Raw genomic sequence first — 15475 nt, 5'->3', positions numbered from 1 at the left:
GTGCGTTGCGGCACGCTTTGAGCAACTCGCAACTCGCTTAACATTGAGTCCTCTGCTTCGCTTAAGATAATCCGAATAGGAGCAGGCATAAATAATGGAAAACTCCGTTTAGAGAACCGCTCCCATCTTACATTTAATTAGTCCCAGCTACTTAGAGCTATTTCTTTTACTTCTTCTTCAGTGAAAGTTCGACCTGATTGTAAATATTGCTCTAGAGTTTTTGCAGGAATATAGGTTTGTACTAAAGCAAATCCTTTTAGGTTTTGTAAATTTACATCGAAGTAATTTAAATAACGAGGAATCGAGGGATGATTGAGTGTTTTTAGAGTTTCCGCTTCTCGCTCAAATAATTTAAGGTCATCCCATTCAAAATCACTACTTAATGATAGTAATTTAATAACTACTAATTCTGACGTACGCAAATCATGCGCTAGGAGGGTTTTTCGTCCGTTTTTTTTGCTTAACTCCTGCTGAATTTGATAGCGATCGCCTAATATTTTATTCACTAGCATAAGCAATATTACTCCTTAAACTTTTCTAACTTCGATTGAAACAAACAGAATATTTAATTAGCGATAGTTCTAGGGATTATTTAATTGTATTGAATACCTGTTCGCCCTAATTTATTTTTTTAAACTTGCTTATCTGCATATAAAATCGGCAAATCCAACCAAGTGCTTAATTCTTTTGCCAGCCATTGCACTTCTTCTTTGGGTAAATTTATGCTAGCACCAGGAAATTTATACTTATAAATCCCAGCCCAAATTTCCAATTGTGCGCCCACAGTTACTGAATATCTATTACCGTGAGAATTTTCACGTTGGTCAACGTATTCGGAGAAATAAACCAATTTGACAATTTCCTCTCGCGGTGATTCTGGAGCTAAATGAAATTTCAAAAATCCAAACACCTCTTTAGTAAAAATAACTTTTTCCTGGTTTATATAAAGTGTTTTACTAATAAAATACGATGAAAGGAAATATAAGTACACTAATAAAAATATTATAGGTAGCAGATAAGTCATATTGAATTCATCAAACAAAGCGTACAAGAACAGGGTTCCAATTCCTATAGCAAATGAAATAAAAATAAACGTTCCCAAAACTTCAAAAAAATCTAAGTGTTCTGGCGGCATAAAAATTTCTATAAATTCGCTACTTTTTCTAAGTTGAATTCTCCTGATAAGTGGTCGATTGATAGCTACAAGATTGGGATTTTGATTCAAATCTTGTAGAGCTTGGTATGCCGAATCAAAACGCTTTTCTAAGTTTGGCTCGCACATCCGCCGCAACCAGTTACTAAAAGTCAGACTAAGATTCGTTTTTTGCTCGAATTGAATGCGAAAATCTTTCTGTGGTAAATCTGTCGGATGGATACCTGTTAATAAATAAATTAACGTCGCACCTAAACTGTATAAATCTGAAGCCGGAACTGTACGCCCACCAAATTGCTCTGGAGGCATATATCCATAAGTTCCCACTACTGTGCGAGTTGCGCCTTCTTGGGCGGCGACAGTTTGCACTGAGCCAAAATCTACCAGATAAACTTTGCCAACACTATTACCAGACCTATCGCCCAATAAAATATTACTGGGTTTAATATCTCGGTGAATCAATGGCGGATTTTGACGGTGTAGGTAAATCAAAATTTTTAAGATAGCGTTAGCGATTTCTTTAACTTCTATCTCAGTCAAAATCCGACCTGCTTTCACATGGTGTGACAAAGATTGTGCAGGAATATAACTTTGAACGAGAGCGAATCCTTTTAGCTCGGAAGCCTTTATCTCAAAATAGTCTAAGTAACGAGGAATAGCTGGATGTGACAAGTTTTTTAAAGCTTCTGCTTCCCGCTCAAACAGTTTGAGGTCATCCCACTCAAAATCACTGTTAAAAGTTAGTAACTTGACAACCACTAATTCTCCAGTCGCTTGTTCGCTACACAAAAGTGTCCTTCGACCAGCTTTCTTTCCTAATTCCTGGTGGATTTGGTAGTGCGCTCCTAAGATTTGACTATCCATTTGCTTACCTAATATTTTATCTTTTGTTATTTGTTACGTATTTGACGTTGCTACTACCCTCATACCCTTTGAGTCACGTTTATTGGACGAATGACAATTTATAGACAATGTTCCCTATACGTTAATGAACTGCTTGTATATATATCCCAGCGAGGAGAAGTTATGCAAAAGAGGGCAGAGAGTTTCAGCTACTGGATAATAATTAAGACTTTCTTGGTTTGGATATTGCACAGATTTGTCTAAAGTCGAATGTTTTGCAGTGTTACTCGGACTCTCCGATAAGGGTGAAAGCCGCCCATTGTTTAGGATTGGGATATTGTTTCATTGCTGTCAGCATTGCTTGACGGAGGGAAACCGCTTTGTCAGGATTTTGTTGTAAATTGCGATAAAATTCGGTCATCAAAAAGGCTGTAGAATTATCATTAACTGCCCACAGCGAGACCATGACGCTGGGTACTCCCGCAGAAATTAAAGACCGAGATAAGCCAACCACACCATCGCCTGTAATGTCTCCGCGTCCCGTATCGCAAGCGCTGAGAACCACTAAATCGGCGCTTAGTTTCATGTCGAAGATTTCGCCTGCGGTAAGTAAACCATCAACTACGTCGTCAGGTGTACCAGAAGGAGCAAGCGCGATCGCTCCCGGTACACCGAATCCTTTAAAATCATGAAGTAAGCCGTGGGTAGCCAGATGGATGATGCGAGCTTTCTGCATGAGTTGCATCACCGCAGTTTTGGTGGCATTGCTACCTGTAAGTGCTTTGGTATTGAATAATTTAGCAATTTGAATTGCTTCTTTTTCTGCACCAGGCAGAGGCTCTAAGTTTGCCTCCAATTTCCCAATTTTAATTTTAGGCATGGTAGGATTGCCAACAATTAATACATCCTGTAGAGACGCGTTAGCGAAGCGGCACGAAGTGCAATTTCGCGTCTCTACAATTCCTTTTTGCTTGCGGGTTAAATCTAAGACTTGGATTGAAGGCGCAGTGAGAATGGTATGTTTTTCAATTAAGTATTTGCCTTGCTCGTCTTGTAGTGCGGCGAAGGGGACGAGAAACAACGATTTTTGCGGGATGAAGATGACACGCGCATTAGGGTCTTTTGGGAGCAAGTCTGCAATGGGTGCAATGAGTAGTTTATGAAGTTGTTGTAAATTTTTGGTCGAGTTTTCGCCTTGGGGATTAATAACAGTTACATCAAAGATGTTGCGACCTCTAACACCGATATCATCACGACTGTTGGTAACGAGAACTGATAAGGATTGATTCAGAGATTTAAGGTCTACTTTTTTAAAAGCAATTTTACCCGTAGGTTTAATTATCCAAATGTAGAGTTTTTGTTGCCATTCTCTATTATCTTTTATTTTGAAGGCTTCATCAACAATCGAATACTGAACGAGTGTTGCGTTTTGTTCAGAAGCAACTTGCTTAAGTTCTTGAATTGTTGGAGGTTTTATATCGGGTAGATTGCTAGGGTTTTCTGCTAATTTAGAATCTAATAACTCTACCAAAGCACGACCGCGACTGCGCTCGGCAATTAAGAGTGCTTTGTCAAATTTATTTTGAGCAACCAAGGCTTGTTGCAGAAAGCTATAGGAACCAGATTGTTGTTCAAAAAAAGAGATTTTTTGGTCATCTCTTAATTGTCGCGCTCGTAGAGATTCCAGAATCTCAATAGCTGCGAATAAAGTGGTTTCGGCTTGAGCATATTTACCTTGAGTATTGTACACTCCCCCAATATTGTTGAGCGTCGCACTTTCCCCGGCTTTATCACCAATTTCAGTGCGAATGGCTAAAGCTTGTTGAAAATACTTCAACGCTTGCGGGTACTGTCCCCGCTTGTCATAAGCTGCCCCAATATTGTGGAGTGCCATCCCTTCTGCTGCCTTGTCACTCATTTCTTGAGCAATTGCTAAAGCTTGTTGAAAATACTTCAACGCTTGCGGGTATTGTCCCTGGTGGCGGTAAACTTCTCCAATATTGTGGAGGGTTGTCCCTTCTCCCACCTTGTTACCAATTTCTTGGGCAATTGCTAAGCCTTGTTGATAAGACTCCAAGGCTTGAGAGTCCTGTCCTAGGCGACCATAAACCACTCCCATATTGTTGAGGATTATCCCTTGCGTTACTTTGTTACCAATTTCTTGGACAATTGCTAAGGCTTGTTGATAAGACTCCAATGCTTGTGGGTACTGGCTCAGGTTGTCATACACTACTACCTTGTTACCAATTTCTTGGATAATCGCTAAGGCTTGCTGATAAGACTCCAAGGCTTGTGGGTACTGTCCTAGGTTGTCATAAACTACCCCCATGTTGGTGAGCGTCATACCTTCTGTTGTCTTGTCACCAATTTTTTTAGTAATCGCTAAGGCTTTTTGATAAGACTCCAATGCTTGTGAATACTGTCCCAGGGAGTTGTAAACTTGCCCAATACCGTTGAGCGTCTTACCTTCTGTTACCTTGTCACTCATTTCTTGAGCAATTGCTAAAGCTTGTTGAAAATACGCCAACGCTTGTGGGTACTGTCCTAAGTTGGCGTAAGCGAACCCAATATTGTGGAGGATTGTCCCTTCTCCCTGGCGATGGCCAATTGCTTTAAAAGTGATTAAAATCTGCTCAAACGTCTCTAACGCCTCTCGAAACTGTCCTTTATTTAACTGCTGAATACCTAATTGATACAGCCGTAACGCCTCATCATCGCGTTGTTCTGTTGTCTGCGCCTGCGCCAAAACCGTATTGCTTCCCCAAGTAAGCCGTACCACTTGTAACGGACAACTCAACGAGATGAGCAAGGTTGCAGTAACAACGCTAAGGCGACGCAGATGATAATTCATAGCAGAATTCTCTAGCAGTGGGTTAGCGAACTGCTTATATATATCTCCCATCTTGGGAGGTTATGTAAGAATTGACTCAACTTCTTCCCAAAGATTCCGAAGAGTGCGGTGTTCGTAAATATTTTGACAATTTCCTTGGCTCAGTTGAGGATGAAATTGCTCAACAGCCGTTTCAGATGCTTTTTTCTTTCCCCCTAAAATCCGTGAGTCGTTAATCGCTCACCTCAAAGGCGATTGACAAAGTAGCCATCTCTGAAGTGTTCATGGGTATGGCTTCTACAGCGATTCCACCGCGATCGCTACTCAAATCATCAAGTAAATCGCCCATCACCTCAACTGGCTCTTTTAACTCCAACGCTCCTCTATCTTGATTTAGTTCAGCGGCTAGAGATGCTAATGTCTTGACAGCTCTTTCTAGGGGTGAACGGCTGACAATTACCAGCGCTTCTCCTGTTCCGGTTGCGATCGCTCTCAATTTCATCTGTTGCGGGTCGCCAATTAGTTGCGTTTGATTAGGTCGTAATTTCATCGTCTCATTTGACGCAGGCCACTGATAGGGAAACACCACCACTAATCCCCCAGTCGAGTCAATCAGTAGAGTTGTCAGATAGAGGTCGCTAGGCTCGTGATTGGTAACTCGAAACTGAAATAGTTGATTCACTGGTAACTTATTAGCATAAGTTTGTTCCAACTCCTGACGAGTGTTCCTACCTCGGCTGGAAGTTCTAGCAAGGGTTTGATTGGGTTGTTCTACTAAGTTCATCGAAACTTCTATGGAAAGCTGCGAGGAATCGGCATTCAAAGTCTTTTTAATAATCCGAACTGCTAACAGAGATTTGAGTTTAGCTGCCAGACGCTCCACCGCTGCCGTTACCGATTCCCCTGGTTCGCCAAAGGATTTCGGCACCAGTTCCAGTCCTTCGGTAAATAAACCAATACTGCCGACGGCTGGAAGATTTGCCCCTTGCTTTTGCAGTTTTTGCTGATAATCTGCCGTCATCCGACTGAAGATGTACTGCACCCCTCCCGGATAGGGGACATTTCCAGATTGTGCAGGCACCGCTGCAATGCGATTAATCGCGGAGAGTTCCTGTTTAGCCGCGTTCGTCTCTCCTGCTAAAGACGGATCGAGACCAATGCTTAACTTCAAATCTGCTGGCACAACCCGACTTGCTTCTTGCAGCAGCGTCCCTGGTTTTAGAGATGTATTAGTTGCTTTGTCTACCAGTTTCGCTTCTCCCCTTAAGCCGCTACGAGGAGAGATTAATTGCAATTTTCCCGATGTTTGCCCTTTGTCATCGACAATTGCGAATGTAGCACCGGGTTGGAAAGCTTCTAGACTTTCAGAGTCTACTCCTCCCAACCACAAAGTTGCCTTATCGCCTTCTACTTTGGTAATTACGGCATCAGTCGGAGGGAGTTGTTTGTTGATGAAATAAACTGGTTTTTTGGGGTCGCCATCTGCTAAAGGAACTTGACTAGAAAGTGAATTTATGCCAGTAGTGATTTGAACGATCGCGCTTCCCACCGTATCGGTTTTTTGCCAGAGATACTGCGTCATCAGGTAAGTAAACGCACCAGCAGAAAAGCCATCGAACTCAGCATCTAAAGCTTCTTCTTCTCGTTGAGCAGAGGCAAAAACAACCCCTTTTGCAACACCTGCACAGCGCCGACGAGCCAGTTCGGATTCGGACAGTTGCAGCCGTTCCATCCAGCCTTTTTGATAAGCGATTTCTTCAGGACTGGGATTGAGTTTATCGCCGGGTACAGAACGCACTCGAAAGTTACCACGAGTACCGCCGCCAGAGTGACAACTATCTAGTACGACTGTGACATTTTCTGTGTTTAAAGCCGACATCAACAGAAACAAAGTGCGCCCCATGATGTCTGGTGCCAAATCTTTTTGCCCCTCATCGGCAACGACTAAAGTGCTATTAAATTCATCATTGAATGCCTGATTAGCACAACCTTGGATAGGATTTGGGTCGCGCAATCGAGAACCGTGACCGGAAAAATGGAAAACAACCACATCTCCCGGTTTAGCTTGTTTAATTAAGTGTTCTTCAAACGCTGTCAAAATATTGTTGCGCGTCGGCTGTTGAGCGGGAGCTTGATTGCTCGTCAACTTGACAATATCACTGGGATTAAAACCAAAACGATGAACCAAGAGTTCTTCTTGCAAAGCGACATCAGTAACGCATCCTTCCAGATTTCTAAGAAAGCGCTCGTTTGCTGGATAATCATTAATTCCCACTAAAAGAGCAAGCTTGCGCGGGGTATTTTGCGCCAGAACTTGAGCGTAGCGATTTCCTTTGTTGATAATATCTAACTGGCTCAATTCCAAAGTAGTTATAGTTGAGCCAGCGAATTGTAAGAAATGACGGCGAGAAATACGGGACATTACTAATTCCTCCTAGTATCCTATTCGGGAATATTTAAGTAGGGGAGAAGTATACCCTTTGGGAAGAATATGCTTCTCCCTACACGTAAATTCTGATTACTCAACCGATGCTCCTACTCAGCTTCACCAATTAAGGTAAAAGCTGCCCAAGCTCTAGGATTATCGCGGTGTGTTTTCATCATTTTGAGCATTGCCATTCGCAAGGATTGGGCTTTATCCAGTTTCTTTTGGTAAAGATTAGTATAAAACTCGGTCATTAATTCAGCCGTGGGAGCATCGGGGACAGCCCACAGGGAGACAAGGACACTGGGGATGCCAGCCGCAATAAACGAGCGAGATAAGCCGATGACACCATCACCCGTGATGCGTCCGCGTCCGGTATTGCAGGCACTTAAGACCAATAATTCAGCACTGAGTTTGCCATCAAGGTTGAAGATTTCATCAGCAGTGAGCAGTCCGTCGTTTTGGGTGTCTTTACCCGTTTGTGCGAGTGCTACACCACCGAGTAAAGGCTGCTGTTCGTTAAAGGTGCCGTGGGTTGCCAGATGAATGATACGTGCGCTCGGTAACTTCTGCATAATGGCAGGCTCGGTGGCTTGGGAGCCGATGAGCGGTTGGGTTTTCAGCAGTTGAGCGACATCTAGGGCTTCTTTTTGGGCACCTTTGAGGAGTGTAAATCCTTTCGGCATGGGGCTGGGATTGCCCACTACCAACGCTTCTTGTCCGGAACGGGAAGCATTTTGCCGTTGCTTGTGGGTTAACTCCAGCAGTTGAATTGAGGGAGCTGTGAGAATCGTATGTTTCTCAATGAGGTACTTGCCCTCTGAGTCAATGAGAGCGGCAAAGGGAACGCGGAACAGGTCTTGATGGGGAATAAAAATAACGCGCTCTTCTGGATTACTCGGCAAAAGGTCAGCAATGGGTTGGATGAGGAGTTGATGGAGTTGCTTTAAGGATTTGGTTTGACGTTGAGGGTCAGCGGCGGGATTTGTAATGCTTACCTCAAAAATGCCGTTGCGATCTTCGCCTACTCCCAGAGATTCGAGGGATTCAGTAACGAGTTTTCGCAGGGGTGAGCCTCCTGCTGTTGCCCCCGCCCCCAAGGATTTGAGGTCAACCGGGCGAAATGTTACTTTGCCGTTGGGCGAGATTACCCAAATATAGAGTTCTTTATTAAAAGCAGAATATTCAACAATTGCAGCGTTTTGCTGTTGGGAAATTTTTTTGATGTCCTCAAAACTGGGATGTTTGATAGGCGGTAGTGCATCTGATTTTGGGGATAATCTCTTAGTTAATAATTCCACAAAGGCTCGCGCACGCCCTCGCTCGGAAATTTCCAGTGCTGTATTAGTTTTATTCTGAGCAACGAGGACTTGTTGTAAGGTATGGTATGTGTTAACTTGTGTATCAAAAAAAGACACTTTCTTTCTGTCGTCTAAATCAGGATTGCGGAGAGATTCCTTTACCTCCATTGCCTCTCTCAGCCTTTTCTCAGCTGCTAAAAGATTGCCAGATTTGTAAAGAGCCAGTCCTAAATTGTTCAAAGCCTGCCCTTCACTAAGACTGTCTTTAATCTCTTTTGAAATTGCTAAATCCTGCTGATGATAGTCAATTGCTTTGGTATAGTTTCCCAAAGAACTGTAAATATTACCAATACCACCTAGCGCCCTCCCCTCGCTTTCACGGTCTTTAATCTCCCTTGCAATTAGTAACCATTGCTGAAGGTAGTCAATTGCTTTGGTATAGTTTCCTAAAGAACTGTAAACACTACTGAGATTACCCAGCACCTTCCCCTCGCCTTCACGGTCTTTTATCTTCCTAGCAATTGACAACGCTTGTTGAGAGTATTCAATTGTGCGTGCATAGTCTCCCAAAGAAGAAAAAGTCAAACTAAGACTAGACAGCGCATTTCCCTCAATTTCAGGGTCTTGAATTTCCCTAGAAATTGCCAACGCTTGTTGAGAATATTCAATCGCGCTTACATAGTCTCCCAAAGAAAAGAAAGTCCAACTAAGACTAACCAATACTAGCCCCTCACTTTCCCTGTGTTTAATTTCCCTAGCAATTGCCAACGCTTCTTGAGCGTACTCAATCGCTTTAGAGTACTCTTCTAGATTTCGGTAAGCTTCACTAAGATTAGCCAGTGTTGCACTCTTGACTTGACGGTCTTCGATCTCTTTTGCAATTGCCAATGCCTGCTGATGATAATCAATTGCTTTAGTGTATTCTCCGAGAAAGAAGTAAGTTTTACCAAGATTACTCAGCATCTTGTATTCAATTTTACGGTTTTGAATTGCCCTAATAATTACCAATGCCTGTTGAGAGTACTCAATTGCGTTGACGTAGTTTTTTAAAGAATAGTAAGCTTCACCAAGAATAGACAGCGCCTTGTACTCGACTTCACGGTCTTGAATTTCCCTGGCAATTACCAATGCCTGTTGAGAGTACTCAATTGCGTTGGCGTAGTTCTTTAAAGCATAGTAAGCAATACCAATATTACCTAACGCTGTACTCACGCTTATATGGTCTTGAATTTCTCTGGCAATTACCAATGCCTTTTGGAAGTACTCAATCGCTTTTGCATTTTCTTCCAAACCCAAGTAAGCATTCCCTAAACTACCCAGCGCCCAAACCTCGCCTTGACGGTCTTTAATTTCTCGGTAAATAATCAGTGCTTGTTGCCAAGACTGGATAGCAACTTGAGATTGACTCGTCTGATCCTGCTGAAGTCCTTGCTGCAACAGTCGGTCAGCTTCGGCTTTACGGGCATCTGAAGTTTGAGCGACTACAGGAGACCCCGCGAATGGCACCGGAAAATTGAGTCGAAAAGACTGCGAGACAATGAGGAGTACAGTGGTAGGTGCAACCCAGAAAAATCGCTTTAATCGCATAGCTCTTTGAGTCAAACCGCAGCATTTGAGATGATTGTCTGCTTACATATATCTTTGGGCAAGGGGAACTTATGCAAAAACCCCAGCAGGAGCCTATCGAGATGCAGAATCGTTTGGCTCATCTTCTGCACAGAAATTATGAGCTTGAAGAAGCGCGATCGCATTCCTTAATTCCTCTGAGGGATTTGGCACTGAATAGATTTCCCGCAGCGCATCTGACCAGAGTTCGCGTTCGGCAAAATAGTAGGCTTTCTCCATTGCCAAAGCCTCTGGTGATGGGTCTTTAAGCTGCTGTACGAGTGCTATTGAGATCAATTCGGCTGAAATGCGATCGCGTGTTTCCGGTTCCATCACTTGAAACATGACGCTGGTTTCAATTGGGTACGGCTCTGAAGCAGACAATTTCCATACATAAGACTGTCCAGGTTGCAATGGTTCCCCATCATAAACCGCCCTTGTCTCTCCTTTAATTGGTCGGTTCCAGAATGCCTCTTTATCCCCCTGACGAGATAGCTCAATTCGCGTTACCGTTCCACCTGGGATATTCCAGAAAAACAGAGGGCGATCGCTCCAAATCTCAAGGATTTCCCCTTGTTTTGGATGAAGCGAATCTGCGTCTACCAGTTTAGAGGGAGCGATCGCGCAAATCGCTCCTCCTCTCCCGCCCCCTCCTTTCCTTTTACGACGTAATTTCTTCCAGATATCACCCCACGATAAAGCTAGATATGTCTCATTGCTTTCTGTTAGGACGGGATGCGGTTGTTGTCTGATTGCCGCTTGTAGAGGCACTGAGGAAGAAGTTGTAATCAAGGCAGATATTAACAAAATGGATTGGAGTTTTTTTAAGTTAAACATGAGACTTTTCCCTGACTGCTAAACGAATATAATTCCAAAACAAAACTGTTGGTAAAAACCAAGGTAATAACATCGCCGCCGATATATAGATTTGCAAGGAGGCGATGATATAAATGGTTGTAGCCGTTCCTAACTTTATTACCCAGCGTTGCCGTTGATGAAGATTATCCTGTAACATCAACGTTACGCCTTTCCCCAGCAATCCTGAAAGTAAAATCATCCATAAATCGGGGATAGGTATCACCAATCGCCCCGTTAATAAATGATGAAGCATATAAGCATGAGCTTCACCGCCAGGAAAATTTTCCTCCTCCCAACCGCGCCAGAAACCGACAGCTAAAGGAATCGCATAATTATCTTCATTTTCTCCTTCTAACCCGGCTCCTTTATATCCACCTGGAGTAATCAACACCACTTCATTCTTAAAGGTGTCTGGTACTTTTCCTTTTCCTAGGCAATCTCCTAGTAACTTACAGGCAGAAATGCGTTCGTAGGCAGATTCGGGGGGAATAGAAAAGTCAATAATTGGATGCAACCATGCTTGAATAAAATTTTGAGAAAAGCGGGTAAGTGAATGAAGGCGAATTTCTTGTAAAAAAGCTATTTTCTGGTTGGGTTGGCTTATTTGATTTAAATAGTTAATCGCTGAGGAATTAAAATTTGTTCGAGCCTGCAAATTGGGTTGCGGTAAATTCGGCGGTAATTCTTGATTCAACACATACGCTATCGCTAAGAGGTAAGCAAAAGGATACATCTGTGAACTTTTGGGTTCTGCTGGCAAAAGTTCAACATACCAAGGGAAGAACATGATATCCCCTTCCAAACTCCAATTGAGGTTGGCAATATCCTTGCTTACCCCTGACCTAGGAGTGGATTCTCCCTCTCCAGAACCAAATACCAACCAAGTATTTTTATTAACAATATTCTGTACAGATTGCTTAAGTTTTAAACTGTTATTCGGTTGCTTTTTATCATCTAAGATATAATCAATGCCGACGGTTTTAGCTTCTAATTCAGAAACCCGATTCAACAGTAATGCTACATAACGATAATCGATAGGGTAAATTTGTTTAATTTTATCCGCATCAGCCTTTAAAGATTCCTCATCAATTTGGATAAGTCGCACGGGTGAACTTCCTTTGGCTGGCACTTGGAAGGTGACTTGGCGATAGAAGGCTTGAAGTAAAATGCGCGGTTCTAATAATAAGTTTTGTACGGGTGGCAATAAACTTAAAAACAGGATAGCGCCTAGCCAACAGGCTTCTTTTTTCGTTGGCAACCAGCGGTTTAGTGTGTCAAAAAAGCCAAAAGGTTTAATGCAAAACAGCTCGGCTTCTGGATGCCGAAATAGGGAGGGAACCAGGTAAGCAGAAGGGTAGGAAAGATGCTTTTCCTGTTGTTTAAGAAATAAACTTGCCTCCAGCAAAGCTGAATGAACATCCTTGTATTGAGTCAAACTGGCGAGAAACTGCACCAAAAATTCTTGTGCTACCTGATTGTGAATCGGTTCCCGCATTACTGCTACCTGGCTCAATCCCAAGTTAATCAAGGATTCGGCAATATTCATGCCACTACACGAGTTGAAAATTGCAAACTGAAGTCCCCGTTTTTTCGCCTGTTTCAGTGACTCTTCAATTTCCCAAATCGAGATTGAGGTGTGTGGTGCAATGCCTAATTCTCCACCCGTCAGCACAGTTTCATTACTGTGTCCGGCAAAAAATAAGATATCCCAACCTGGCTCAGATGCGATCGCTTTCTGGATCTCCATTTTGAGTGCATCAGCATCAAAAAATCGAGCCTCTATATTCTTAGGGATATTCAGTTCAGCTTTCCCCTGGTTCCGTTTCCAACCAATCAACTGAATATCTGCAACACGATCAAGCGATCGCAGTGCTTCTCGGTCAGCTTCCAAATTCAAGCCAGTGTCATCCCCTAAAATTGCTAAAACCCTAGCTTTACGGCGAATCGGACGAACGGGTTCATTCAGAATATTGGCGGGAGTGCGAGCAATGCGTATTTGTTGAGTAGCACCCAAATCCGTCCCAATTTCCCAAATTTCCCACGGTAATCGCGCCAGTTCTAGAGGAGTGCAAGTCAGGAACACCTCAACCGTATGATGTTCCGGTTTATGAGCCGCCTTGACAATCTCGCGGCGAATACTGACTAATTCAGGAGTGAGCAACCAGTGCTGAAATTCTTCCCTTAGCTGAACTTCTGCATTCACCAGTTCGCGATGTCGATCAACTGGGAGAGTGCCTTTACCGCTGATGACCTTGTGCCCTCGCAGCCGCCTATAGTAGTTGAGATAGGCGCTTTGCCACTGTTCGTAACTCCTGGTCAGCGAGAGGGGATAATTCAGCTCTACAGAGAGTATTTTTCCTTTCCCCCACGACAACTCAAAGTCGCAAACAGTGCCAGCTTGCTTAACCCTAAGCTTAAAAACTATTCTATCCATCATTTAATTTTGGATTTTGGATTTTGCGGAGGTCGGAGTTGTCCTGCCTCTGATGATTTTCGAGGAGCTATAAAATAAATTCAAACGGCGGCAAAGTTTGGGATTCCCCAGTTTCCGAGGTAATGGTTGCGAGAAATTTATCTTGATAAGTCCCCGCCACTTGAGTAAAAATATAGTCCTCGTCCCCATCTAAGTGCAGTGTATCTTCTGCCAAAACTTCCACGCGATCGCTTACTCGCAACGTCATCTCATCGTCAGGTTCATTTCCAGAAATTGCCTTCAATATCAGCAATAACGTCCAGCCATCATCATCCGGCAAAGACCAGGTAACAGCATACATCCGCACCCGATTTCCTAGGGTTAAGTCTCGGTAAGCACGACCCGCATTTGGTGGAATCTCTAACTGATTATTGCGACTAATTTCTATCAAAATTTCATCTAATTCTTTAGATGGGTTTTGTTCGCTCCTGCGGAGGGGAAATGATGCTGGTAACTCTCTGATTGGCTCAGTTCCGCGCAAAGGGGACGGTGCTGGTAAGGCTTCCCAGGACAGTTGCATTACTTCATCCACTTGGTTGCGTAACCAGTTCCTGACATTTACTGCTTGCTGAGTCAAGATTTGCAGCAGCTCTGATAGATGATTGGTAACGGTTGCTGTATTCTCAGTTAGCGGCTGGTAGAGCCAATTGAGTAAATCCGGCGTCGTTAGGACTGCTGTTCCCTGCTCCCACGTCAAGACTTGCCACAAAGGACGGTTACGCAGTTGGGGTAATAATGTTAATAGGGTTGACTGCATTCGAGCTAGGGTATTCTGACGATTCGTTGGGATTTCAGGTAAAGGAATTGCTGATGAAATTAAACATTGCAAATAAAGCAATAGTTCATTAGGTTCGCGATTAAACCAAGCAATCGGAATCTGATAATTCCAATCAGCTTCGGGTTCTAATTGTGGTAAATAATTCATCATTTGATCGTGACGCACAAAACCTCTAATTGCTGCGACTTCCAATTCTTCCTCAATACCAATAAATACATAAAAATGAGCTGCAAATTCTGGTAAATCTACTGCGGCTCTAGGGATAGTGATTTCTTTATCGGTTAAGGTGATGGTAGGAATTAAACAAACTTTAAATTCGCCAATTCTCAAATTAAAAACGGCGTCAATTGCATTAGCATACTGAGGTTGTAAAACTGAAGAATGTTCTTTATCTAGATAAATCTCCGGTTCTCGTTTACGCAGCCATTCTTCAAAACTAAATAAACTTAAAGCTTGAAGATAAATTTGCCATTTTCGGTCTTCATTCCCTACTTGGTTGCTCAATTGTACAGCTTGGTCAAACTGCTCCGATTCTAAGGGAATTGTTTCTGGCAATTCTTCAAGTTCGACCCAATCATCTGTCAAATCTGTTAAGTAATTCATGCTCGTTCTTCTTTCTGGCTATTCAGATGGTTACAAATAGTTGCCGCTAGTTGACTGTTCATCACTCGGTTGTGTCCTATGTGAGATTCTTTTTTCGCCTTCTCAATCTCTGTAGAAATCTCTTTATCTAAAATGAGTTGGACTTTTGACTCCAAATTTTGGAGCTGCACGGGATTAACGTAACATTGAGCTAACTTTAAAACGCAAGCTCTCAAGCACAATAATGTTCGGCGTCCGATATCGCTGCGTAAGTTTTTGAGTTCCAGCAGGCGGCTTACTTGAGGCTGGTCTTTTAAGCCGAGTTGGGGAGCAATTTCTTTCATGGAAACTCCCTGACAGTGAAATAAATGAAGTGCCTTGAGGAAGTTTTGCGCTTTCTGATTTTTCTTGGATTGCAAATAGATAAAGCGAGCTTGAATGACCTGCTTGACGGACTGAGCTAAACAGGTATTAAATTGCTGGTGATAACCTGCTAAGAACTCTGATTGCTCATTAGACCTCTTGCAAAAGTCGTCGCTGGGGTAATATGGGGTCTAAAATTAGGCGATTGCTAGCTGCCGGTCATAAGTTTTACTCATCTTACCTTTGACTGAGCCGAAGTTCATA

General features: G+C 43.0%; 8 protein-coding genes and 1 pseudogene. All 9 read right to left on the bottom strand.

Going from position 1 to position 15475, the window contains the following annotated elements; genetic code table 11:
- Positions 1-155: 155 nt before the first annotated feature.
- Positions 156-512: pseudogene (locus tag H6F52_RS25105) on the bottom strand (serine/threonine protein kinase); the annotation flags it as partial.
- A 119-nt stretch (positions 513-631) separates the two neighbouring features.
- The gene (locus tag H6F52_RS25100) at positions 632-2017 is read right to left on the bottom strand and encodes a serine/threonine-protein kinase (protein ID WP_190529073.1); all 1386 of its coding nucleotides are present in this window, start codon (positions 2015-2017) and stop codon (positions 632-634) included.
- A gap of 262 nt (positions 2018-2279) precedes the next feature.
- The gene (locus H6F52_RS25095; protein ID WP_190537093.1) at positions 2280-4847 is read right to left on the bottom strand and encodes a CHAT domain-containing tetratricopeptide repeat protein; all 2568 of its coding nucleotides are present in this window, start codon (positions 4845-4847) and stop codon (positions 2280-2282) included.
- Between the two features lie 211 nt (positions 4848-5058).
- The gene (locus tag H6F52_RS25090) at positions 5059-7248 is read right to left on the bottom strand and encodes a caspase family protein (RefSeq protein ID WP_190537092.1); all 2190 of its coding nucleotides are present in this window, start codon (positions 7246-7248) and stop codon (positions 5059-5061) included.
- Positions 7249-7361: 113 nt separating this feature from the next.
- A complete protein-coding gene (locus tag H6F52_RS25085; protein ID WP_190537091.1) occupies positions 7362-10139 on the bottom strand; it encodes a CHAT domain-containing tetratricopeptide repeat protein in 2778 nt (925 codons plus the stop codon).
- Between the two features lie 93 nt (positions 10140-10232).
- Positions 10233-10994, bottom strand: a complete 762-nt coding sequence (locus tag H6F52_RS25080; protein WP_190537090.1) for a DUF928 domain-containing protein — start codon at positions 10992-10994, stop codon at positions 10233-10235.
- The gene (locus H6F52_RS25075; protein WP_199300718.1) at positions 10987-13452 is read right to left on the bottom strand and encodes a CHASE2 domain-containing protein; all 2466 of its coding nucleotides are present in this window, start codon (positions 13450-13452) and stop codon (positions 10987-10989) included. The genes H6F52_RS25080 and H6F52_RS25075 overlap by 8 nt, the downstream gene beginning before the upstream one ends.
- Positions 13453-13516: 64 nt before the next feature.
- A complete protein-coding gene (locus H6F52_RS25070; protein ID WP_190537089.1) occupies positions 13517-14869 on the bottom strand; it encodes a DUF1822 family protein in 1353 nt (450 codons plus the stop codon).
- Positions 14866-15192, bottom strand: a complete 327-nt coding sequence (locus H6F52_RS25065) for a hypothetical protein (RefSeq protein ID WP_190537088.1) — start codon at positions 15190-15192, stop codon at positions 14866-14868. The genes H6F52_RS25070 and H6F52_RS25065 overlap by 4 nt, the downstream gene beginning before the upstream one ends.
- Between the last annotated feature and the right edge of the window lie 283 nt (positions 15193-15475).

Source organism: Coleofasciculus sp. FACHB-542 (genome assembly GCF_014695825.1).
Taxonomy (GTDB): domain Bacteria; phylum Cyanobacteriota; class Cyanobacteriia; order Cyanobacteriales; family FACHB-T130; genus FACHB-T130.
Note: the sequence above shows the minus strand (reverse complement) of the source record. Positions and strands in the feature narration are given on the sequence as shown.

Excerpts from the sequence above, each read along its gene's own strand:
- H6F52_RS25085 (WP_190537091.1), bottom strand. The coding sequence starts at position 10,139 with ATGCGATTAAAGCGATTTTTCTGGGTTGCACCTACCACTGTACTCCTC.
- H6F52_RS25090 (WP_190537092.1), bottom strand. The coding sequence starts at position 7,248 with ATGTCCCGTATTTCTCGCCGTCATTTCTTACAATTCGCTGGCTCAACT.
- H6F52_RS25070 (WP_190537089.1), bottom strand. The coding sequence starts at position 14,869 with ATGAATTACTTAACAGATTTGACAGATGATTGGGTCGAACTTGAAGAA.
- H6F52_RS25095 (WP_190537093.1), bottom strand. The coding sequence starts at position 4,847 with ATGAATTATCATCTGCGTCGCCTTAGCGTTGTTACTGCAACCTTGCTC.
- H6F52_RS25080 (WP_190537090.1), bottom strand. The coding sequence starts at position 10,994 with ATGTTTAACTTAAAAAAACTCCAATCCATTTTGTTAATATCTGCCTTG.
- H6F52_RS25065 (WP_190537088.1), bottom strand. The coding sequence starts at position 15,192 with ATGAAAGAAATTGCTCCCCAACTCGGCTTAAAAGACCAGCCTCAAGTA.
- H6F52_RS25075 (WP_199300718.1), bottom strand. The coding sequence starts at position 13,452 with ATGATGGATAGAATAGTTTTTAAGCTTAGGGTTAAGCAAGCTGGCACT.
- H6F52_RS25100 (WP_190529073.1), bottom strand. The coding sequence starts at position 2,017 with ATGGATAGTCAAATCTTAGGAGCGCACTACCAAATCCACCAGGAATTA.